Here is a 19,238-nt window from a genome sequence, read left to right as displayed (position 1 = left end):
CTGCGCCTTTATGTAAAAGGCAAATCGTCAACGCCGTCTGGTATGTTCATAAAACCATCGCCGCTGTCTGGTGCTGGCTGTGGTCTTGATTGGTTGTCGCCTGCCGCCGCTTTACTTTCCGCAAACTCGACCGATTCAACAACAACTTCCGTTGTGTAAATCTTGCGACCTTCTTTGTTTGTATAGCTGCCAGTCTGAATGCGTCCTTCAATCACAAACTTTGTTCCCTGCTGTCCGTACTTCTCCATGAACTGTCCTGTCTTTCCGAATGCCACACAGGAAATGAAGTCAGCTGACTGTCCTTCCTGATCTCTCTGGACTCTCCTGTCAACCGCAAGTGTGAAGCGCGATATTGCCATAGGCTCTGCGCCTTCTGTATATCGTGTCTGTGCATCCCTTGTCAGCCTTCCCATCAATATGACCTTATTCATTCTTCTTTGCTCCTTTTTGTTCTTTGTTTCCTTTGACTGCTGCCTTGATTATCTCTGTAATAATCAAGATGATCAGTGCTGTCAGGACTGCTATGAATCCCAACTGCAATATAATCACGATAATTCCACCCAGATTGCTGATTGCTTCTTCAATCCATATACTTCGCATGTTTCTTTCCTCCTGTTATCTTCGACATATCATGTCTTCATAAAGTTTCTTGTAGGTGTCGCGCTCTGCTTCAAGCCTGATCATCTGCTCACGCGATGCCCCCCCCGATTGATTTTCGACATATTCCTTCGTGTCTGCTCCTGCATCCAGTTTCAATGCAATTTGAAGCGCAATGTCGATCTGCTGCATTTCTCTGTCTGTCACGCTTCCGATCCTGTTATTCAGTCTTTCAACGCTGATTGTTGTCGGCTGTTCGCACAGTGCTTCAGATACCCTTCCAGTTGTTCTGATCGTCACATGTGTTGACATGTCCTTCTTCGGCTGTGATGTCAGGAACACAACGACTACATCACCGCTGTGTTTGTTCAGGAAGTCAGCCGACACAATGACGGCTGGTCTGTCCTTCCTGATCTCGTTTCCTCTCTGTCCTCTGTTGTTGTTGATATAATACACATCGCCGCGTCTGACATCGAACTGCTGCTGTGTCTTTGTGAAATGTTCATACATGTTTTTATTCCTCCGTATATTCTGCGTACTGTTCTTTTAGCATCTTTGCACGCGCCTGAATGTCGTCTGCAAGTTCTTTTTCTTTGTTTTTGTATGTCTGCTCCCTTGCTGGTCTTCTTGCCCTGATCGCGTTCTTGACTGCCGTCTGAAGCTGTCTGCGCTTCTGAATCGCTATTCGTTGTACCCTGTCAGTGATTGTGATTGTGTAATGTGTGCCACAGATCGGGCATTCATAATACTGTTCGATGATGTCGTTGTGTTCCTCGTCCTGTGTGATCACTCTGTTTTGAATCTCTATCATGTCAGGTGTGAATGTTGCCGCACATTTATCGCAGATTATTTCATTCATGCTGTTTCCCCTTTCTGCTGTTTATGCCTGCTGAATCTTAATCATTTTCAGCAAGAATCTTGCTGACAGTTCTTCTTCTTTCTCTTTTCTTTCCTCTCTTGTCATGCCTTCCTTGTCGTCAAGTTCTGCGATCTCGTCCAGAATGTCTGCTGCTTCTCTGAATGTCTGCGCCATTTCCTTAATTTCTTCTTTTGACTGCATGTCTTTTCCTCCTATGCTCCATATTGTAGTGTTCTGTTGTCTGCGTCCTGTCCTGCGCCTGTTGCTGCTTCCTGAAGCGTTTCTTCGACTTCTCCCAGTCCTAAAATACAATAGCCGTCTTCAAGTGCTGATGATGTGATGCTTGTGTCAACGCAGATAATTGTCTTCTTGCACTGCTGCCCTGTCGCCTTGCCTTCCTTGAATGCAATCAGCGTCACTTCCTGTCCTTTTCTGAAGCTGTCGTCTTTCGTGATGATGTACGGCTTGCCTTCTTCAATTTCTTCAAATGCGCTTTGTGACATTCTGATGCACTTGTCCTTGTTGCTGTCCGAAGGAAGCTGCTGCATCTTTTCTTCGTCTGCCTTCTCGCGAAGTTTCTTTGCTGTTTCTCTGTCAATCGCGTCCTGTTCTTCGCTGTATCTTTCTTCTTCGGTCTTTTCGGCTTCTGCCTTGTTGATGTACTGATCACAGCTTTGACATGTTCCTGTCTTCACATTGCAGTCTGAATATCTCTTGCAGCTATAACACAGCGATGTGATGCTTTCAGGGTGTGCGTCTTCCCATTCGTCTTCGTCCTCTGTGTCCTCTGCATCGTCTTCAGGTTCTTCGATCTCTTCTTCTGTTTCTGTGAACTGGTCAATGTCCATTTGACCTTCAATCTGTTCCGCTGCTGCCTTTTCCTCCTGCTGCTGCTTGATCTCTTTCACTTCCTTGTAGGTCAAGCCGTTTTCCTGATAGCGTTCCAGCATTTCTGCTTGTGTTTCTTCATTCATTCCGCTGATCATATAGGCAGCAGAAAAAGTCAGGCGACCTTCTTTCAGTTCTTTTGAAAACTCAGGGATCAGACGCTTGTTGATGCTCTCGATCTGCGCAACCTTTGTCGGTGCTATTTTCAAGAAATATGCAACGACATCGCGAATGCGACCGCTGTTCAGGTCGATTCCCATGATCTTTTGTCCGTTTTCCTTCATGCGTTGCAATATTTTCTTCAGCTTGTCTTCTTCTTCCAGAAGGTCTGACACTGTCTTGTTTCTGTAATCATTCGCGATGATCAGGCGAAGTGTTTCTTCTTCCTCTGACGCTGGTGTCTGAATCTGACACGTTGCCTTTTCAAATTCTGTATAGCCTTTTTCAACAAGTATCTTCAGCGCACGCCATCGTCTTTCCCCTGCTATGATTCTATATTCGCCCCTGTCGCAAGGATCGTGGACGACTTCAAGATTTTCCATCAATCCAACAAGTAGAATCTTTTGTGCCAGCGGTTCGATGTCCTCAACCGAATAGAAGTTTTTATCATTGCTGTACATTTTATTGATGCTGACATCCTGTGTCCTGAAGTGTGCCTTCGGTGTGTTGTCCCCGACTGCTGCCTTCTTTGCGTTTGCGTTCAGCTGTTCCATTACATTCCACGCCATTGTCAGTCCTCCTGTTCTCTGAAGCATATTTCTATTGCTTTCAGTTCTTTGTCTGTCGTGTTGCTTAGGTCAATGTGTGCGTCATTATCTGGATAGGCTTTTTTATTTATCATTGACCTGATCGTCTTTTTCAGTGCTTTTGTATCGACAACAATCTTCAATGTTTCCCTTGCCTTCGATAGTGCCATAGCGATCTGTCTGTCTGTCATTGGTTTGCTGTCAATCTCTTCGACCTGTTTCCAGAACTCTGTGTCTTCAATCTCATAAAATTGTGACATTCTGTCCTTGAATGTAGTCAGTCTGTTTTCCGCATACTCTTTCTGCTCTGCTGCTGCCTTCAGCTTTTCAAAGTCTTCAATGCTGATTGTGACTTGTCCTTTCAATTCCATCGCATTCCGTCCTCCCTTCTTCTCATTTTGTCCAGTTTCAATGTCACTTTCGGAACTCCGATGCCAGCTTTGCGAAGGTGTTCTGAAAGCCTTGCAAGGTCTATGACATAATTTTTTTCGTATATGTTGCCATGTATTTCGTCAACGTAGTATTGCGCTTCGTTGCCGTAGATCGTTATGTCGTTGTGTGCAATCAGAAGCGTCTTGATTTGATATGCAAGCGTCTTCCCTGTCCTTCTTCCTTCATACGGATATGTGATGCCTTCTGACAGGATATATTCTGACTGCCATGTTTCAAGTTTTATTCCCAGCGCATGTTCGATTCTGTCAAGTGTCTTTTCGTTGCAGCCGCACATATCCGAATGCAGCTTTGCGACTGCATTTCGTGTCATTGCGTCTGCGCCATATTCATCGCCGTCCGCTAATGTAAAGGAATACGCCTTGTTTGTTTTTGTGTTTTTGATGTACACAAGATTTCCTCCCAGCGTTCCTTCCGTCTGCCTGATTTCGACTTTCAGATTTTCTTCGTTTTCTGTGATTCCTGTGATTATCTCATACACTCCCATGTTCACACCTCTTTCATCAATTCATATGTTGCTGCACGATAGTCCTGCGTCACGATGCAGTTTTTTGAAAACTTTGGAAGCGGCACTTGTGCGACTGTTGACTTCTCTGCGATTATTGATCGCCTGATCGCTGTCGCAAAGCAATCGTGTCCTGACTGTGTTTTCAGCCATTCTTCAACCTGAAGTGTCGTCTGGTTCTTCTGACGCATCGTCATCAATACTTTCATGCGAATGTCAGGATTTATCCTTCTGAACGATGTCAGCTGACTGTCCATGTTTGCAGCTGCTTCAATCTCGAAGCCGCCGATCTTGACAGGCACGATCACAAGGTCTGCTGCAATCATCACATTTGTGACTGTCATGTCCATGATCAGACCGCAATCAACAATGCAATAATCATATATAGTTCTGACTTCATTCATTGCTGCTGCAAATCGAAGAATCTGATCTTCTCCTTCTTCCTGAAGCAGTGTCATGTTTGTTCGCATCAAATATCCGTTCGCTGGTATTATGTCAATATTTCCATATGGTGTTGTTCGGATCAGGTCTGTTGTCGAATATGCGCCGCCTGCTGCCTGATGATTTTCAAGCAATTCTGACATTCCCTGTCCTTCAGGATCAAATCTGTCGTAAAGAAGTGATATGTTGCCCTGCTGATCCGCGTCACAGATCAGCACCTTCTTTCCTTTTTCTTCGCCCATTATGTAGGCGATAGCTGCTGCGGTCATTGTCTTTCCGATGCCGCCTTTTTGATTCATTACTGCTATTATTTTCATTGATGTGCTTTCCTCCTGTTTATTATTTTCATGTGTCTTCTTAACCTTCTTGCATGTTCGTCCGTCACAATGTATTTGTCACAATCTTGAAGTCGCCTGTCTGTTCCTTTTCCGTCATAATGCTTGCAATAGTCACATGTGAAGCAAGGTTCTTTCATTTCTCCTGTGCATGTGTCTGGCGTTTCCACATTGTTTGCGCAGTGGCTACACACGCAACCGCCGCAAGGAAAAGCATATTGTTTTCTGACTTCTTTTTGCTCTGGCTCTTTTGGTATGATCCCAAGTTCCTGCAATGTGATTTGATGTGCTTTCCTATCGTCTTGCATTTCTTTCCTTCTTGCTGTTCTCCCAGCTGATCACCGCTTCCCTTGCCCTGTCGTATAGGTCTGTGTCGTTCGCTTCTTCAATCTTGATGATCTGTTGTCTGTCTGCTCCTTCGCCCTTGTATATTTTTATCCAGCCGTCATCGTATATTGAAGTGTGGCTTGACATCCGCAGCCCATACCTTCTTGCAATCGGTCTGTATATGTCATAAAACTGTCTGACTGCTGCCGCATATCCGTTCATGTCCTACACTACACCTTCAGCGGCTTCACTTCGCCGTCTTTCCATACGCTGTTGTTTGGCTCTTTCATGCGTTCTGCTGTTTCCGTGATTGCGGTGTCTGAATCTGACACATGAATGTGTGTCTGTAAGCGCTTCAAATTCAAGTATTTTTCAAGAACTTCAACCGCGTCCCTTGCCGTGTAACATGTCGCGACATAGTGTCCTGCTGTCGCCATATCGGTCAAGAACTCTTTCTGTGACGGCTGGTGTCTGCCCTTGTCATACTTCATTTCGATGTACAGTCCGCAATATATTCCTTTTGGGTACGGAAGGCATAAGTCCGACACGCCTGACTTCACGCCCATCTGCTTCAGCTTTACTGCTTCGGCTCTGTTCCTGCTGCCGCCGTTCGGGATATGATGCAGCCATTTCAGTTCAGGATATTTCTGCATCTGCCAAGAAGCCCAGCTGATGACATTGATCTGTTCGGTATCTTCCGAACGCATCGCATACTTCATATTCATCGTGCTTCCTCCATTTTCTTCATGTCCTGCATGATATCGCCAGTGAATCCCAACTGCTTCATTTTCTTGAATGCGATCAGGTCTTTTATGCCTGACATCTTTATGATCCAGTCCTGAAGAAGTGATCCTGACTTTTTATACATATCCCTAACTTCTTCCCTGTGTGCCGCCAGCACATCCGCTGTACGTGTGATGATGATTTTTCTTTCAATGCTGTTCGGTGCGATTCCTTTTCGGTTCAGTTCTTCTTCAATCACTTTCACTGCGTAGATTTCTGCGTTCGTGACTGCATCTTCCAAGCACAATCTTTTTTTGTTGTCCACTTTTATTCCTCCTTCGTTTCCTGTCTTTCTTTCTCTGCCTTCAGCTGTGCTGCTCTTTCCATGATCGCTGTGTTATAGCTGTATTTATACACACCATGATTCCACAAGTTTTCCTTTGCGCCTGCTGCTCCGTAGTTGTAGACTGCCAGAACGTAATATGGACGCACATCTTCTGGAACTTCCTGCAAGCTGTCCTGAATCTCCTTCAGGTAATCAATGCCGACTGTCACATTCTGATATGGATTTGTCAGATCGGTGCAGTTCAGGCGTTGCATTCTTTCTTTGTGCCATTTCTGCGCTATCTGCATATACCCCCATGATGTGCCGCCATCGCCTGAAGCGTTCCAGTTGCATTCGCTTTCCTGTTCGATCAGTGCGAACACCATTTCATAGTCAACACCATAGTTCTGGCAAACAATGTATGTATATATCTGCGCCATTACTGGAAACTTGCCGCCTGCTGCCTTGCATTCGTCTGATATTTCGTGATAGCAGAATCCTTCCATGTCTTCGCCACTCCAATCCTGTGACATTGTATTGAATGGATATTCTTCATCTGCATCCAAGTCACTTTCTGTTTGTTCTTCTGCTTCGCTTTCCTGTTCTGTTGCCGTCTTTCCTTTTGCGCTGATCATGTCGCCGATCGCAAATCCCAGCATTACCGACACATATATTGTGATAAATGTGATCAGGATTGCTGCTGCCGTCTTCGGTTTGCGCTGAAGAAAGTTCTTTGCTGTCCTGATGAAGTTATGTACTGCATCGTGCAGCTGTCTTCTTCTTTGTCTTCTTCTTCGCTGTTTTCTGCTTAACCTTACTTGTTGCTTTGTCAATCTTTTCTCCTTTCTCTGGCTGTCTGTACATTCTTGCGTATATGTAGAATCTGCCATTCATGTTGTTATATCTGACTTCATACGATGTCAGCTTGTAGCCGTCTGCTGCATACCATTTCTTCAGCTTGTCTTCAAGATCGCATCTCCCTGTCACAACTTCGTCAATGTCCTTTTGCTTGAACTTATAGTGGTTTTTATGTACTTCTGGCTTCTTCAGTCCTTTGCTGGCTTTCCATGCTTTCTGATACTTCCCGACTGGCTTTGACTCTTTCCCCTTCTTGTCAGGGTGCTTCTGCTTTGTGATGTAGTTCGCCATTCCTGACAGTCCGTTTTCGTCCTTCTGAAGTCTGCGCACCTGATTTCTGCGCCCCTTCTTCCACTTTTCTTCAACCGCTTCCAGTCCCATGTCGCCGTCACATACAAAATGATGATGCCAGCGTCCTTTGTCTGAACACTCTGTCACATACACATAGCGCAGCTTCGCCAGCCCCTTCTTTCTTCGTTCATAGTTCAATCGTCCTATGTACAGCGTCATGTCGTGTTTTGCTTCCTTCATGCTGTTCGGCATGTTGTCGTCTGTATATGTCAGTGTTCCCCAGATGTCATTGTCCGTGAAATTCGCATTGATCGTCCGTTCACATTCCTTCCTGCTGTTCTTCTCATTCAGGTTTCTTTGCGCCTGTCTTTGCTTCTTCAGCTTTGCTTCGTCTGGTATTTGCTCTTTCTGTCCTCTTCTGAACTCTGGATATATTTCAACATCCATCTGCTCTGCTGCCTTTATCTCCTTAGTGGCATATATTGATCTGACCTTGCCTTCATTCAGCATCCTGCACATGTTGTCTTCTTCCAAGTCAGTCAACATCTTCTGGTATGCTGCTTCATAGTCATAATCTATATACACAGCTTTCTTCCTTCTCTTCATGTCCTTCTTTGCTCCTGTTGTAGATATTTATATATTTCTTTGATTTGTTACTATCTATTACAAGGACGCGAAGCCTTTTGAAAGTCCCTGATTTATTGACTTTTTTGGAAGTCTGCTGTATAATTTTTTATAGATGTGCAGACCTTAAAAAGTCACAATCTGGATCGCCTTCGGAAGCCGCCAAGCTAGTCCGAAGGCTTTCTTTTTTGTCCTTCAAGATGCTTTCGCTGCCTTTGTCTTAATCTCCGACAGCTGCACCCTGATTCCATCATTCCTGTTCGACAGGATCATTGCTATTGCTTCAAATATTCTTCTTGCATCTGGTGTGTTCATGCGTTTTCCTCCTTGTATCTGTTTTCCCAGAACGGGCAGTCTTCTGTTTCTCCGAATCTCTCTGCTTCTTCCTCTGTCATTTCATCTTCTTTGTCACAACCTCCGAACATTGTTGCTGTTGTGCTTCCGTATGGTACAGAATCCCAGCAAGCGTTCTTGCAGTCATAACATGTCTTTGTCGGTCGGCTCATGTTCTTCTCCTTCCTTGTGTTCTTCTTTCTCAGCCTGTCTAGTGGCACGATCGGGCAGTTTCCCATGACCTTTGTGTCGCATGTTCTTTCAGGTGTTGGGATCACTTCGCCTGTCAGGAAGCATATGCCGTCTTCTTGCATTTCTAAATCAGTCAGCCAGAATGGACAGTTTGTGCATGTGTCTGGCATGTGTTCCGCAGCTACCATGAAGCCGTGTTCTTTAAATCCTGCTATCATTTCGCTTTCTCCTGTGCTATTTCATTGTTCTTTCCTTTCACATTCCTGCGCCCCTGAATATAACAACCATCGAAGGGAATGGGGCTGCTTGTTTACTGTTCCCGAACTTCAGGCGACCTTTGACAAATCTGACTTCTGATCTATGTTGTATAAAGTCGTGGAAGTATCGCGTGTCTGTTCTTGCTGGTATAAGCATAACAACGATTGTGTTGTCTTTCGTTCCTTCTCTGTATGCCTTTTCAACCCAGTCTGTAATTGCTCTACCATACGGAGGATTGCAAAACACGCGATACCCCCCAGTCCTTTGAAAGACCATTGTCTTCCTTCGTGAAATACTTTTCACACTTGTGATTCTGTTCGTCAGCGCAAGGATCAAGGTTGAAATGAAATTCCTGATCAAGTTCTTTGAAGAAGTCGTCAGGTGTCGCCCACTGATCTGTCTTGCTGCTGTACATGACATCTATGTTCGCCATTGTGTTTCCTCCTATTCTTTTGCTTCCTTCAGCATTTCAAGCCATGCTGTTCCGTCATCTGCAATCCTGATCGTTTTGCTCTTTACATTGCGCAAATTGATCATCTGTCTGCATGTTGGACATTCGTGCCAATCATCAAAAGGCTGCTTCGTTGTCATGCAGACCGCGCCACACTTACTGCATCCGAAGAAGTACACAGTTGCTTCAAAATGTCGTGTTGTATTCTTCAGTTGCTTTTCAAAGTCGTCCAACTCGTTCAGCTGTTCTTCTCTTTTATCTCTCGCAGCTTCCTGTCTTCTGTATGCGCCGCCTAGTCCGTAATAACTTACTGTGTCGTGCATTTTCCTTTCGTACTCGTCACGTTCTTTGATCAGTTGTTTTCTTCTCTGGTCAATGACTTTTTGTATTCTGTCTTTCAGGTTCATTCCTCGCATCTTCTACCCCTCAATTCTCTGCGTCATGCTCTTGTCTTTCATTGCTGACATAGCCATCTGCATCCGCATCGCATCTTCGTCAGACATTTCAACATCGTCTTGTGGTCTTATTATCATTTCTTCTTTGGTTGGGAAAATCTTGTGTTTCTGTACGAAGCACTTGAAGAAGAAGTCGTGTTCTTCTTTCCATGTTTCACAGTAAAATTCATATTCAATCCCGATCTGAATTGCCTGTGCTTTTGTACACTGTACACCCTGAATGGTTTTCTTTCCTTTTCCTGATCTGTAGTGATACATCTGATTCAATCCGTCTTTTCCTAGCACTTTGTATATTGTCTGTTTCAGTAAGCGCAATTCAAAGTCGTTGTGATATTTCCATTCATGGTCTTCCAGCTTGTCATCTGACAGATCGCTTTCTTCAATGTCGTATTTTTTCATAAGCTGCTGCAATTTCTTCTGTGCGCCTTCTTTTTCGCCGCCCACTCCACGTTCCGCAAGTCTTTGCAGCTTCTTTATCAGTTCAATTTTCTTTTCATCAATCATCGTTCATTCTCCTTCACATACTGCTTTCGCAAAGTCCAAAATAATTTTTTTCAACATTCCCCCTTCTGGTCTTGATTTTTCATTGTGTCGTTTGTTTTCGCATTAAAAACATCCCTAAAACTTGTTGACCATCCATGTGTAATTCTGGCAGTACACACACGCCGCTATTTTTTCACAATGTTCTGATGCTGGCTGTTAGCTTGCCATCGTCAGGATGAATGAAGCCATCATTCATCGACAGCGCATGTCGCGCTGTTTCGGCTTTACAGTCAATCTTCCTTCGTTGAATATCTTGACATTTTCACAATCTTTGCTGTCGGTATGTCATCCATGTACATGTACGCTTTGCAACCGAAGAAGGCTTCGTTGTGATCGTGTGCTTCCACAATCTTCCTTTCTTCCAGTTCGACTTCAAAGATCGTTCCTGTTTCATGTCCGCGGATCGCAACAAATCGCGCTGCTTCAAGTGGCTGTTTGCAGATATACACGCCGCCGTCCATTCCCTTTCGGATCACTCCGTCCTGCATGATCTTTTCTGCGTTTTCATGTGTTGTTGCGTGAAAATATCTTGATCGGCTTCCTTTTTCCCATAAGTCGTATTTTCCCATGATCTTCATATACTGCAAATCAATCTTTGACTGATCCTGCGCGCACTCGATCAGGTGCTTTCTTTCCGCTTCGTCTGTAACCTTTGCAAGTTCTTCTTCTGTGAATAAATTCTGCTTTTTCATACTGCTGCACCGCCCTTCTTAATATCTGCTTGATGCATACCAGAACACACTTCGCATCGTACTTTTTAGGTCAAGTGTGTCTTCCAGTTCGTATGTGATGTCGTTGTCCCATTCGTCATATACGCTGAATACTTCTTCAGCTTCGTCATATTCAATCCTGAAGCCTTCCTGTTTTTCGTCTTCCAGATATTCCCACCACAGCAACAAGCTATGCTGTTTTATCTCTCTTGCTTCCCACTGCCAGTTCTTGTCTTCCTTGCTGATCTCGCTGGCTACTTCTTCAATAAACTGAATGTTGTCTGTCTTTGTAAAATCAATCTTTCCTTTTGTGTTCATGTTGTACTTTCCTTTCATTTACTCCCCGACATTTCTGTCGGGGACATCCTATGCCCTTTTAGGCTGTTTTCACTGGTCTGTTTTCTCCTGCCGCCCACATCATCATCCCTTTGATGACCATTCTGTCGCTGTCAGACATCTGCTTCAGCAGCATAATAAATTCGCTGACATCTTCAGTCTGGCTGTTCAGGTTTTTCTTTTCGTTTGTAACTGCTGCCATGTTGTTTCCTCCCTTCGTATGGTATTTATGCATTGACAAGTTCATAATCTTCAAGCAATGCTTTCAGATTTCTTGCTTTCCATCTATGAAGACATCTGTCGCCCAGAAGGTTCTTCACTCCTGCATTCTTCCAGAACATGTACTGCCTGACTGTATTGTGATAATGTCCGTCATTTCTCACTTCAATGAACTTGTTTTCATTTCTCTTGTTTCTGTAAATCTTTGTTGTTGTCATCTTGTCTTCTCCCTTCTGGTTTTTAATGTAAGAAACAGAAGTGCTGTGTCATCTCGCGCGATTGATTCTTCCGCTTAACATCTTCTTGTTTTAGGGGTAAAGTGTTGATCGGCTCAACCTGTTCATTTTCTTCCAGTAGTATGAACACTTTGCTTTCTTGCCCTGATGTTCCTGCTTTCTTCAACTACTTTGACGGATCATGTTTATTCTGCACACGCTCTGTCTGTTATCCTACAGCCTGACCGCCATGTCACTTGCGTGCCGCCCTCTCGCTTCATCCGTTCTTTCCTGCTTTCTTCTGTTCCGTACAGTTACATCATAGTCACTTTCTTTGACTTTGTCAACACTTTTTTGTCACTTTATGGAACTTTTTTATTGACCTTTGACTTTTTCCGTGCTATTCTACAATCAGAAAAGCACATATGCAGAAAGGTGGAATAAATATGACGCAAGGCGAACGTATAAAAGAGATTCGCAAAACGCTTGATTTGACGCTTGATAAATTCGGCGAAAAGTTAGGTGTCACAAAGCAAACTGTCAGCCGCATTGAAAATGGTGTGAACAATGTAACCGATCAGATGGCGCGTTCTGTTTGCCGTGAATACAATGTAAATTATGATTATTTGATGTATGGCGAAGGGGAAATGTTTGACAATCTGCCACAGACAATCGTTGATGAATTGTGTGTGCAGTATGATTTGAACGATTTTGACAAGGCACTTGTTGAAATGTATGTGTCTTTACCAGCTGGAAGCCGTGAAAGAATCAAAGAATATATGAAGCAGCTAGTCAAGAAGGTTGGCTGGGATAAAACTGAATAATAAAGGGGGATTTATAATGGGCTTATTTAACGGAGAATCTAAAGAAGAAAAGGCTGCAAGAAAACAGGCTGAAGCACAAGCAAGACTTGATCAGAAGAATCTTGCCATGCTTCGCAAGTATGGTCTTGAAGAATTGCAGAATCCGACCGACATTGCTTCTATCAGAAATATTATGACCGAATTGTCTGGTACTGGCTTGATGGAAATGGGGCTGACGTTTGGTGCTGGTTCTGATCGTGACATCTTGAAGAATCAAATGTACTACCAGCGTGCAATGATTGAACAAAATTTCATAATTATCCGACAGCTGGATCGCATCACAAAATTATTATCTGATAAGCCAGAATGACAAAAAGGAAGCAGTGACCTGACCAGTCCTACTTCCTTTTACTTTATCCGTGTATGTATACATACTTTATGTATTTATATATGCGCTTCAGCTGTGCATCCGACAACTTATTCAGAAGCGTGTTGATTCTCTTTCGGATCATCGGCTTCCCTCCCTTCTCTTGTCGGGATTGTATCATGGAAATTATTGGAATAAAAGACCGCTTCCAGTTATTTCCATATATCAGGAAATAAGCGTCAGAAGCATTGTCGGCGCACAGTTTATCATTTATATTCAGAATCAAACAGATCAGTGATCTTGACATCAAGTGCAGCTGCTATCGTTTCAAGCTGGCGCAGTGTTGGCGATGTGATGCCGTTTTCAATCGTGTTCAGCGTTGACTTGCTGATTCCTGTCAGGGCTTCCAGCTGCTTCAAAGTCAAGTGTCTGTCTGTTCGTGCCTGCCACGTTAGGATTTCCATTGCGTCATCCTCCTAGTTTTGATTATGTACACGCTTCAGGCACTCTATACAAATAAAAAAGGAAGCCGTGACCAGCGACTTCCCTTGCAAAATGTTAAACAAAATATATCGCGGAAGACCGCCCACGATGATATTATGTCCTTTTACATTCTATCATATCAAGCCTTCTTTCGCTACCAGAAAGAAGGTTTTTATATGTCTTTTTTTACTCCAAACCCACAACTTTTCGGGCTTCGTGTAGTTAAATATATCAGATGCAGTCACGATGATCAGGTGCTTCATGGCGATACGCTTGAAGCGCAAGATCTGATTCTTGAAGATTTCATCAAAGTTAATCGGATGATACTTGTTGACACATTCATTGACGAAGCCCTGACAGCAAGAAAGAAGTTCAACAAACGAAAAGAGTTTGTCAGACTTCTGGATGGTGTGAAGGCTCATTCTTTCGACCTGATCATATTTACCAAACTTGACCGATGGTTCAGGAATATCGGCGATTATCATAAAATTCAGGAAATACTTGAAGCTAATGGTGTGCAATGGAAGGCTGTCACGGAAAACTATGATACCACAACCACGAACGGAAGACTGCACATCAACATCCGTCTGTCTGTTGCACAGGATGAATGTGATCGTGATTCCGACCGAATCAAAGATGTGTTCGCTTATAAGCTGAAGAATAAAACCTATGTGTCAGGCAGCCTTCCACGCGGTCTGAAGCTGGATGCAGAAAAGCATGTCATCATTGATCCTGAATGGAACTGCTTTGCGCTTGATATGTTTGACCGCTTTGAAGCTACATGCAGCAAGCGTGACACGCAGCTTTTTCTTCAGGACAAATACAACATTCGTGTCTGCTATGATACAGTTGCACGATACCTGAAGAATCCGCTTTTCAAAGGTCAGTATCGTGATGATCCTGACTTCTGTCCTGCGACAATCAGTCCTGAACGCTTTGAGCGCATCCAGAAACTTGCGATCAGGAATGTTCGGATCAGACACACACAGCAATTCTATATTTTTTCAGGTCTTCTGATCTGTTCATCCTGCAATCACATTATGACTGGCACTGTTACATATAGGAAAATGGCAGACGGCACAGAAAAAGCATACAAAAGTTATCGGTGTAACTTCAAGGCACAGTCAAAACTTTGTGATCGCGGCAAAACGTATCGTGAAGAATACGTTGAAGAATACATGCTGAATCATATCAGACCAGCTTTGTCAGACTATGTTGCGAAGTATGAAGTGACTGCTGCCAGTGCGGTGCAGAAGAATCCTGTCGAAGAAATGTCAAAGATCGAACGCAAGATCAAGAAGCTGTATGATTTGTTTATGGATGACTTAATTGATAAAGACGCATACAGAAGTGAATATGATAAATTCAAAAAACAGATCGAAGAACTTCAGAAGTGTCCTGCTGCCCCTGTTCGTAATCTCGACAGCGTCCGCAAGCTGCTGAACGATGACTGGGAAGCTGTGTACAACACTTTCAGCAATCAGGAAAAGAACGTCTTCTGGAAGTCTTTTGTCGAATCTGTGCTGGTGCATGAAGACGGAAGCATGGACATTCATTTTTTATAATTTTTGTCGTACTAACTCTGCATTGCCTGTCGGCTCATCCGCAAATATAATTTCCGGACGATTCACCAGTGCTCTTGCAATTGCTACTCTCTGCTGCTGTCCTCCGGATAACTGATTTGGCAGATTATAAATCCGGTTTTCAATCCCCAGAGTTGCAATAATATCATTTACATACGCTTCATCCACTTTTCTTCCATCCAGCCCCAGTGGCAGTACAATATTTTCCCAGACATTAACAGATGAAACCAGATTAAATGCCTGAAAAACAAATCCGATTTTTCTTCTGCGGAAAACAGCAAGGGCATCTTCCTTCATCCTGTATAAATCTTTCCCCGCTAAAGTAACTCTGCCTTTTGTCGGGGTATCAAGCCCTCCAAGCATATGAAGTAATGTACTTTTACCGGAACCTGACTTTCCAACAATTGCGACAAATTCTCCCTGCTCAATCTGAATGTCCACCTGATTTACCGCTTTGACCTGATTCTCACCTGCACCATAAAACTTACAAAGCTGCCTGGTTTCTAATATCACACTCATGTGTTGCCTCCTTTTCAATTCTGTAAAGCGTACCTTTTCAGCACACTTTCTTTGCCTGTTTATATATCATTTTTCAACCTACATGCTGATTGTAGCAATATAATCTTTCATTTCACTTTCAAAAATTGGGCAGAAATCTTACAGAATTGTAAGATTTCTGCCCAATTAAAATTTAACCAACATATGGTAATTGAATCACAAACGTGCTTCCTTTTTTCTTTTTGCCGGAGATTACCGTAATCGTACCTGCGTGTTTTTCGATAATTTCTCTCGATAGAAAAAGTCCGATTCCTGTACCACTCTTTTCCATGACCTCCCTGGAACTTCCTCTGTAAAATCGTTGAAAAATTTTGTGATACTCATTCTGCGGAATACCAATTCCCTGATCCTCAATTTCCATTCTTACAAGATCGTTTCTTTTTTGTAACCGGATAAATATTTTTGAACCACACGGACTGTACTTGACCGCATTATCCAGAACGTTGATCACAGCTTCACCAAGCCACCTTTTATCCTGCATAATCGTGCATGTTTCCAGCTCTTTTTCATAGTCAAAAACGAATTCAATTTCTTTCTCATCCGCTTTAGTATAAGTGCGATTCACAGCAGATATGACAGTATCCATAAGCGGAAGTTTTTTCTTATTAATCTGAATCAGTCCAGTTTCCATCTTGGATATTTCAAGAAGCGACTGCAATAATGTCTCCAGTCCATCCAGAGCACTCCGACAACGGATACGAAACTCCTCCTGTTCTGTGGCACTTAAGTCATTCTGCATCAGCACACTAAAACATGTATCCAAAGCTGCAACCGGTGTCTTTAACTGGTGAGAAATATCAGAAACCATTTCTTTCGTGTTCTCCTTTTCTGCCCTTGCTTCTTCCTTTATCAACTGAATATGATGTCCGATTGCTTCAAGCTGGTCATTCAATTTTTCCAGTTCTGCATGATTTTCCGTTTTTAGTAAATCATCAAATTTATTTTCACGGAATCTGATCAGAATTTCTTCCAATTGGTCTAAAATTTTCTGATGACACGCATCTTCTTTTTTCTTCCAATAAAGTAAAAAAGTCAAAAGAAGCACGCATATCACAGTGCTTACAGCACCGGTCACCATAACCTGATGCCGGAATTGCGAATAAAATGCATTCCCTTTATTCCCCCAGTATCCATATTGCTCCAATAATCGCCTTCCCTGTTCGTTAGTTTCAATATCCTTATTCTTAAGCAATTCCGAAACAGCATCCAGCCCGGAAAATTCTTCCTTTGCAGCAATCTCTGTCATAAGATTCATTTTATATTTATAATCTTCATAAAACACATACGTGGTAAAGCAATTTAATATTGCAAACACTAATATGACCGGCAATACCAATGACAAGGCTGATGTGAGTTTCCTGTGATATCTCTTTGTCACTGCCTTACCTCCTGATTCCATATATATCCAAGTCCTCTGATATTCTTTATATAGACCGGTGCAGCCGGATTGTCTTCAATTTTCTCACGGAGTCTTCTGATATTGACAGCGATTGTATTTTCATCCACAAAATCCCCTTCCAGATCAAACACATTTTCCAATATTTGTGTTTTTGAAAGAATCTGTTTCGGATTCTGAAGAAAAAAAGTCAGCATTTTCAACTCCGTTTTTGTCAGACTGATTTCACGACTCTTTATCAGGACTTTCATTTCTCCTGCGATAAATACGATATCTCCCGAAATCATCTTTCCGGCTTCCGTTTTCTCCTGTCTGCGGCGGAAATGTGCTTCTATTTTCAAAAGAAGTACCGAAAGACTAAACGGCTTTGTAATATAATCATCTGCCCCTGCTTCATATCCCATAACCTGATCCATCTCCTGATCTAGTGCCGTAAGGCAGATAATGTATGTATTTTGACTGCATCTCATCCACCTTACAAATTCCAGTCCATTTCCATCCGGAAGATTCACATCACAAATGGTAACATCCACATTATGATCACTTGCAATTCTTTTCGCTTTTTTCACTGATTCTGCTGAAAAAACCTCATATCCGGATTTTTTCAGTGAGAATGTAATTCCACGATTTAAATTTTCATCATCTTCAATTACAAGTATACCTGGCATAGCATATGCACCTCTCTTTATTAACTATATATATCAGCTGGGAGATGACTCCCACCTCTATAGATGATGAGAAACAAGCTTGTATCAGTGGGGGAGTCAATCCCCCAGCTGATATAGCCTCCGGCAGGATTGCAGAGGTGCGCAGTAGAAGTATGTCATGCAATTGCATGACGCGCACCTCGCAGCAAGAATGCCGAGGCATTCTTGAATTAATATCAGAGTACTGCTTCTTCAATTCTCTCATCGTTTGTATCTCCAAAAGATAAAACAATGGAACTATCGTCAGCACTGTTATCCTCTGAAAGGAGTCGTCAAATATGCTTTTGCTTTTTCAATGCCGGAAGTGTGGCAAGTTCTTCTGTCGGAGTAAGCATTATACAGCGTCTGTTTCCAATATATGCTGTGTGAAAATCATAACTCCTTGCAATATAAACAGGCAAAGAATCCTGATGATTCCCTGCTTCATATTTTATAGAAATTCCGAATACTCTTGTAAGGATATTTCTTATTCCCCTTTTAACTTAATTTCTTTCATTTTAACATACTTCCATATAATGTACAAATTGATTTCATAATTGTATGCCATGAAATATCAGCAGCGTAAGAATAATTTTTTTGATATGTTTTCCATAAATTTTCCATAACAGAACTTATTTCTATTTCATCAAATATTTCTCTTCTATCCCCAGAGTTTATCTGCTCCAATGTTCCACGTTTTCTTGCAGTTGCCACAAGTGCATTCCATAAAACTTGCTTTTTGAGTTGTTCTCCATGCAACTTTTGTAAATTCAAGAATGCTCCGGCATTCTTGTTGCGAGGTGCGCGTCATGCAATTGCATGACATACTTCAACTGCGCACCTCTGTAATCCTGCCGGAGGCTATATCAGATGGGGGATTGGCTCCCACCACTGATACTAGCTTGTTTCTCACCACCTATAGAGGTGGGAGTCATCTCCCATCTGATATAAACTGATTTTTATACTCTGATAAAGAAATTCGTTCTAAAAAACGTTCCATCATATAATTCCGCATCAAAATCTGTGCATCTGCGGATTTTTTTTGACAGATTACGAACCAAATCCTTTAATTGTCTTGCCGTTGTTATCATCTAAAGTAACACCTCCAAATATGGTCTTAGTATCTTTTCAACATGGAACATAGCTGCGTATTTCATAAGCATTCGTAAGTTTTTATCCTTACGTTTCGCATATTGCTTTAATGCATCTTGGAATACCTGCATTTCAATATTTTTCCTGCTGCGAAGCAGATCGCAAATCGTTCTCTCCATATCATAAACCGGAACTGAATGTCCAAATGATGTCAGCATAGTTGTGATCCCTATTTCATGTAAATCCTTTTTTACTGTATACACTTGAAAACCGTCTTCCTGCAAACGGCTTGGATTATATCCAGTTCTTACTGTTATGGTGTATTTCAAAGGCTCTCTGTCCGTTAAATCATGAAAAAACAATGCAGTTTCGTGAGAAAATACAGCTTGACCACAACGCAAATGCAAAAGGAACATCGCATCTGTCCACGTATCAGGTGATACATACACACCATGAGATTTATCGGAATAGCGTTTTTAATCCATTCTCCAAAGTAAATTACAATAGCTGCACTCGTTATCGCCACTATGATACTGAGGATATCCCAGCAATATTTCCGGTAGATTTTTCCAACCTGATAGCCAATCCC

General features: G+C 42.6%; 28 protein-coding genes and 4 pseudogenes. 3 read left to right on the top strand and 29 right to left on the bottom strand.

The genetic code is table 11. From position 1 onward, the window contains the following. Window positions 1–8: 8 nt before the first annotated feature. The 22 genes and pseudogenes from DXB15_RS12655 to DXB15_RS12555 form a co-directional block, all read right to left on the bottom strand. On the bottom strand, window positions 9–431 hold the full coding sequence (locus DXB15_RS12655; protein WP_118699324.1) for a single-stranded DNA-binding protein: 423 nt from the start codon (window positions 429–431) through the stop codon (window positions 9–11). Beyond that, a complete protein-coding gene (locus DXB15_RS16980; RefSeq protein WP_158582266.1) occupies window positions 424–600 on the bottom strand; it encodes a hypothetical protein in 177 nt (58 codons plus the stop codon). The genes DXB15_RS12655 and DXB15_RS16980 overlap by 8 nt, the downstream gene beginning before the upstream one ends. 15 nt (window positions 601–615) lie before the next feature. Beyond that, on the bottom strand, window positions 616–1,107 hold the full coding sequence (locus tag DXB15_RS12650) for a type II toxin-antitoxin system PemK/MazF family toxin (RefSeq protein ID WP_118699323.1): 492 nt from the start codon (window positions 1,105–1,107) through the stop codon (window positions 616–618). 4 nt (window positions 1,108–1,111) lie between these two features. Continuing rightward, on the bottom strand, window positions 1,112–1,456 hold the full coding sequence (locus DXB15_RS12645; protein WP_118703147.1) for a hypothetical protein: 345 nt from the start codon (window positions 1,454–1,456) through the stop codon (window positions 1,112–1,114). Between the two features lie 21 nt (window positions 1,457–1,477). Then, on the bottom strand, window positions 1,478–1,657 hold the full coding sequence (locus DXB15_RS12640; RefSeq protein ID WP_118703146.1) for a hypothetical protein: 180 nt from the start codon (window positions 1,655–1,657) through the stop codon (window positions 1,478–1,480). A gap of 11 nt (window positions 1,658–1,668) precedes the next feature. Continuing rightward, window positions 1,669–3,072, bottom strand: coding sequence for a ParB/RepB/Spo0J family partition protein (locus DXB15_RS12635; RefSeq protein ID WP_243115649.1), 1,404 nt, complete (start codon window positions 3,070–3,072; stop codon window positions 1,669–1,671). Between the two features lie 2 nt (window positions 3,073–3,074). Continuing rightward, complete coding sequence (locus DXB15_RS12630; RefSeq protein WP_118703145.1) at window positions 3,075–3,461, bottom strand: hypothetical protein; 387 nt, start codon at window positions 3,459–3,461, stop codon at window positions 3,075–3,077. After that, window positions 3,452–4,027 carry a hypothetical protein gene (locus DXB15_RS12625; protein ID WP_118703144.1) on the bottom strand — a complete coding sequence of 192 codons (576 nt, stop codon included), beginning with the start codon at window positions 4,025–4,027 and terminating at the stop codon, window positions 3,452–3,454. The genes DXB15_RS12630 and DXB15_RS12625 overlap by 10 nt, the downstream gene beginning before the upstream one ends. 2 nt (window positions 4,028–4,029) lie before the next feature. Beyond that, entirely contained in the window at window positions 4,030–4,803 is a 774-nt protein-coding gene (locus DXB15_RS12620; RefSeq protein ID WP_118703143.1) for a ParA family protein, read from the bottom strand. Window positions 4,804–5,115: 312 nt separating this feature from the next. Further along, window positions 5,116–5,370 carry a hypothetical protein gene (locus DXB15_RS12610; RefSeq protein WP_118699317.1) on the bottom strand — a complete coding sequence of 85 codons (255 nt, stop codon included), beginning with the start codon at window positions 5,368–5,370 and terminating at the stop codon, window positions 5,116–5,118. A gap of 8 nt (window positions 5,371–5,378) precedes the next feature. Next, window positions 5,379–5,873, bottom strand: a complete 495-nt coding sequence (locus DXB15_RS12605; protein ID WP_118699316.1) for a VRR-NUC domain-containing protein — start codon at window positions 5,871–5,873, stop codon at window positions 5,379–5,381. Continuing rightward, complete coding sequence (locus tag DXB15_RS12600; RefSeq protein WP_118699315.1) at window positions 5,870–6,196, bottom strand: hypothetical protein; 327 nt, start codon at window positions 6,194–6,196, stop codon at window positions 5,870–5,872. Before DXB15_RS12600 ends, DXB15_RS12605 begins: the two co-directional genes overlap by 4 nt. A 2-nt stretch (window positions 6,197–6,198) precedes the next feature. Further along, on the bottom strand, window positions 6,199–7,029 hold the full coding sequence (locus DXB15_RS12595; RefSeq protein ID WP_243115648.1) for a transglycosylase SLT domain-containing protein: 831 nt from the start codon (window positions 7,027–7,029) through the stop codon (window positions 6,199–6,201). Then, a complete protein-coding gene (locus DXB15_RS12590) occupies window positions 6,947–7,951 on the bottom strand; it encodes a rolling circle replication-associated protein (RefSeq protein WP_118703142.1) in 1,005 nt (334 codons plus the stop codon). Before DXB15_RS12590 ends, DXB15_RS12595 begins: the two co-directional genes overlap by 83 nt. 329 nt (window positions 7,952–8,280) lie before the next feature. Next, window positions 8,281–8,712, bottom strand: coding sequence for a hypothetical protein (locus DXB15_RS12585; RefSeq protein ID WP_118703141.1), 432 nt, complete (start codon window positions 8,710–8,712; stop codon window positions 8,281–8,283). 37 nt (window positions 8,713–8,749) lie between these two features. Further along, window positions 8,750–9,167, bottom strand: a pseudogene (locus tag DXB15_RS17750) (DNA N-6-adenine-methyltransferase). A 29-nt stretch (window positions 9,168–9,196) separates the two neighbouring features. Then, on the bottom strand, window positions 9,197–9,619 hold the full coding sequence (locus DXB15_RS12575) for a hypothetical protein (RefSeq protein WP_147404802.1): 423 nt from the start codon (window positions 9,617–9,619) through the stop codon (window positions 9,197–9,199). Window positions 9,620–9,622: 3 nt separating this feature from the next. Next, window positions 9,623–10,162 (bottom strand): DUF2786 domain-containing protein, encoded by a 540-nt coding sequence (locus DXB15_RS12570; protein ID WP_118703139.1) that lies wholly within the window; start codon window positions 10,160–10,162, stop codon window positions 9,623–9,625. Window positions 10,163–10,431: 269 nt separating this feature from the next. Further along, window positions 10,432–10,893 (bottom strand): hypothetical protein, encoded by a 462-nt coding sequence (locus tag DXB15_RS12565; RefSeq protein WP_118703138.1) that lies wholly within the window; start codon window positions 10,891–10,893, stop codon window positions 10,432–10,434. Window positions 10,894–10,911: 18 nt separating this feature from the next. Beyond that, window positions 10,912–11,229, bottom strand: a complete 318-nt coding sequence (locus DXB15_RS12560) for a hypothetical protein (protein ID WP_118699308.1) — start codon at window positions 11,227–11,229, stop codon at window positions 10,912–10,914. A gap of 58 nt (window positions 11,230–11,287) precedes the next feature. Next, window positions 11,288–11,449: a hypothetical protein gene (locus tag DXB15_RS16975; RefSeq protein WP_158582265.1), complete on the bottom strand. Its 162-nt coding sequence runs from the start codon at window positions 11,447–11,449 to the stop codon at window positions 11,288–11,290. A gap of 25 nt (window positions 11,450–11,474) precedes the next feature. Beyond that, window positions 11,475–11,684 (bottom strand): hypothetical protein, encoded by a 210-nt coding sequence (locus DXB15_RS12555; protein ID WP_118703137.1) that lies wholly within the window; start codon window positions 11,682–11,684, stop codon window positions 11,475–11,477. A 443-nt stretch (window positions 11,685–12,127) separates the two neighbouring features. Here DXB15_RS12555 and DXB15_RS12550 point away from each other — a divergent pair, with 443 nt between their 5' ends. Both DXB15_RS12550 and DXB15_RS12545 read left to right on the top strand, forming a co-directional pair. Then, window positions 12,128–12,505, top strand: coding sequence for a helix-turn-helix domain-containing protein (locus DXB15_RS12550; RefSeq protein ID WP_118703189.1), 378 nt, complete (start codon window positions 12,128–12,130; stop codon window positions 12,503–12,505). A gap of 16 nt (window positions 12,506–12,521) precedes the next feature. After that, window positions 12,522–12,854 (top strand): hypothetical protein, encoded by a 333-nt coding sequence (locus DXB15_RS12545; protein ID WP_118703136.1) that lies wholly within the window; start codon window positions 12,522–12,524, stop codon window positions 12,852–12,854. A 263-nt stretch (window positions 12,855–13,117) separates the two neighbouring features. Here DXB15_RS12545 and DXB15_RS12540 read toward each other — a convergent pair whose 3' ends face one another. Beyond that, window positions 13,118–13,315 carry a helix-turn-helix domain-containing protein gene (locus DXB15_RS12540; RefSeq protein WP_118703135.1) on the bottom strand — a complete coding sequence of 66 codons (198 nt, stop codon included), beginning with the start codon at window positions 13,313–13,315 and terminating at the stop codon, window positions 13,118–13,120. A 195-nt stretch (window positions 13,316–13,510) separates the two neighbouring features. Here DXB15_RS12540 and DXB15_RS12535 point away from each other — a divergent pair, with 195 nt between their 5' ends. After that, entirely contained in the window at window positions 13,511–14,899 is a 1,389-nt protein-coding gene (locus tag DXB15_RS12535; RefSeq protein ID WP_158582264.1) for a recombinase family protein, read from the top strand. 15 nt (window positions 14,900–14,914) lie between these two features. Here DXB15_RS12535 and DXB15_RS12530 read toward each other — a convergent pair. From DXB15_RS12530 to DXB15_RS12500, 6 genes and pseudogenes are all read right to left on the bottom strand, one after another. After that, a pseudogene (locus DXB15_RS12530) lies at window positions 14,915–15,436 on the bottom strand (ABC transporter ATP-binding protein); the annotation flags it as partial. 172 nt (window positions 15,437–15,608) lie between these two features. Next, window positions 15,609–16,874: a sensor histidine kinase gene (locus DXB15_RS12525; RefSeq protein ID WP_118703133.1), complete on the bottom strand. Its 1,266-nt coding sequence runs from the start codon at window positions 16,872–16,874 to the stop codon at window positions 15,609–15,611. Next, window positions 16,850–17,539 (bottom strand): response regulator transcription factor, encoded by a 690-nt coding sequence (locus tag DXB15_RS12520; RefSeq protein ID WP_118703132.1) that lies wholly within the window; start codon window positions 17,537–17,539, stop codon window positions 16,850–16,852. Before DXB15_RS12520 ends, DXB15_RS12525 begins: the two co-directional genes overlap by 25 nt. Window positions 17,540–18,070: 531 nt before the next feature. Continuing rightward, window positions 18,071–18,331, bottom strand: a complete 261-nt coding sequence (locus tag DXB15_RS12510; RefSeq protein WP_242979805.1) for a hypothetical protein — start codon at window positions 18,329–18,331, stop codon at window positions 18,071–18,073. 163 nt (window positions 18,332–18,494) lie between these two features. Next, window positions 18,495–18,648: pseudogene (locus tag DXB15_RS12505) on the bottom strand (nucleotidyl transferase AbiEii/AbiGii toxin family protein); the annotation flags it as partial. Beyond that, a pseudogene (locus DXB15_RS12500) lies at window positions 18,649–19,107 on the bottom strand (type IV toxin-antitoxin system AbiEi family antitoxin domain-containing protein); the annotation flags it as partial. It lies immediately after the preceding pseudogene. Window positions 19,108–19,238 lie beyond the last annotated feature (131 nt).

This window comes from Roseburia sp. OM02-15, from assembly GCF_003481835.1.
Taxonomy (GTDB): Bacteria; Bacillota; Clostridia; order Lachnospirales; family Lachnospiraceae; genus Eubacterium_I; species Eubacterium_I ramulus_A.
This window is presented reverse-complemented; position numbering and strand designations above follow the sequence as displayed.

Bases quoted from the DNA above. Each gene is read 5' to 3' on its own strand.
- DXB15_RS16980 (WP_158582266.1), bottom strand. From the start codon at position 600: ATGCGAAGTATATGGATTGAAGAAGCAATCAGCAATCTGGGTGGAATT.
- DXB15_RS12520 (WP_118703132.1), bottom strand. From the start codon at position 17,539: ATGCCAGGTATACTTGTAATTGAAGATGATGAAAATTTAAATCGTGGA.
- DXB15_RS12560 (WP_118699308.1), bottom strand. From the start codon at position 11,229: ATGAACACAAAAGGAAAGATTGATTTTACAAAGACAGACAACATTCAG.
- DXB15_RS12625 (WP_118703144.1), bottom strand. From the start codon at position 4,027: ATGGGAGTGTATGAGATAATCACAGGAATCACAGAAAACGAAGAAAAT.
- DXB15_RS12570 (WP_118703139.1), bottom strand. From the start codon at position 10,162: ATGATTGATGAAAAGAAAATTGAACTGATAAAGAAGCTGCAAAGACTT.
- DXB15_RS12585 (WP_118703141.1), bottom strand. From the start codon at position 8,712: ATGATAGCAGGATTTAAAGAACACGGCTTCATGGTAGCTGCGGAACAC.
- DXB15_RS12565 (WP_118703138.1), bottom strand. From the start codon at position 10,893: ATGAAAAAGCAGAATTTATTCACAGAAGAAGAACTTGCAAAGGTTACA.
- DXB15_RS12555 (WP_118703137.1), bottom strand. From the start codon at position 11,684: ATGACAACAACAAAGATTTACAGAAACAAGAGAAATGAAAACAAGTTC.
- DXB15_RS12645 (WP_118703147.1), bottom strand. From the start codon at position 1,456: ATGAATGAAATAATCTGCGATAAATGTGCGGCAACATTCACACCTGAC.
- DXB15_RS12535 (WP_158582264.1), top strand. From the start codon at position 13,511: ATGTCTTTTTTTACTCCAAACCCACAACTTTTCGGGCTTCGTGTAGTT.
- DXB15_RS16975 (WP_158582265.1), bottom strand. From the start codon at position 11,449: ATGGCAGCAGTTACAAACGAAAAGAAAAACCTGAACAGCCAGACTGAA.
- DXB15_RS12545 (WP_118703136.1), top strand. From the start codon at position 12,522: ATGGGCTTATTTAACGGAGAATCTAAAGAAGAAAAGGCTGCAAGAAAA.
- DXB15_RS12575 (WP_147404802.1), bottom strand. From the start codon at position 9,619: ATGCGAGGAATGAACCTGAAAGACAGAATACAAAAAGTCATTGACCAG.
- DXB15_RS12620 (WP_118703143.1), bottom strand. From the start codon at position 4,803: ATGAAAATAATAGCAGTAATGAATCAAAAAGGCGGCATCGGAAAGACA.
- DXB15_RS12525 (WP_118703133.1), bottom strand. From the start codon at position 16,874: ATGGAATCAGGAGGTAAGGCAGTGACAAAGAGATATCACAGGAAACTC.
- DXB15_RS12540 (WP_118703135.1), bottom strand. From the start codon at position 13,315: ATGGAAATCCTAACGTGGCAGGCACGAACAGACAGACACTTGACTTTG.
- DXB15_RS12610 (WP_118699317.1), bottom strand. From the start codon at position 5,370: ATGAACGGATATGCGGCAGCAGTCAGACAGTTTTATGACATATACAGA.
- DXB15_RS12655 (WP_118699324.1), bottom strand. From the start codon at position 431: ATGAATAAGGTCATATTGATGGGAAGGCTGACAAGGGATGCACAGACA.
- DXB15_RS12650 (WP_118699323.1), bottom strand. From the start codon at position 1,107: ATGTATGAACATTTCACAAAGACACAGCAGCAGTTCGATGTCAGACGC.
- DXB15_RS12605 (WP_118699316.1), bottom strand. From the start codon at position 5,873: ATGAATATGAAGTATGCGATGCGTTCGGAAGATACCGAACAGATCAAT.
- DXB15_RS12590 (WP_118703142.1), bottom strand. From the start codon at position 7,951: ATGAAGAGAAGGAAGAAAGCTGTGTATATAGATTATGACTATGAAGCA.
- DXB15_RS12635 (WP_243115649.1), bottom strand. From the start codon at position 3,072: ATGGCGTGGAATGTAATGGAACAGCTGAACGCAAACGCAAAGAAGGCA.
- DXB15_RS12630 (WP_118703145.1), bottom strand. From the start codon at position 3,461: ATGGAATTGAAAGGACAAGTCACAATCAGCATTGAAGACTTTGAAAAG.
- DXB15_RS12550 (WP_118703189.1), top strand. From the start codon at position 12,128: ATGACGCAAGGCGAACGTATAAAAGAGATTCGCAAAACGCTTGATTTG.
- DXB15_RS12640 (WP_118703146.1), bottom strand. From the start codon at position 1,657: ATGCAGTCAAAAGAAGAAATTAAGGAAATGGCGCAGACATTCAGAGAA.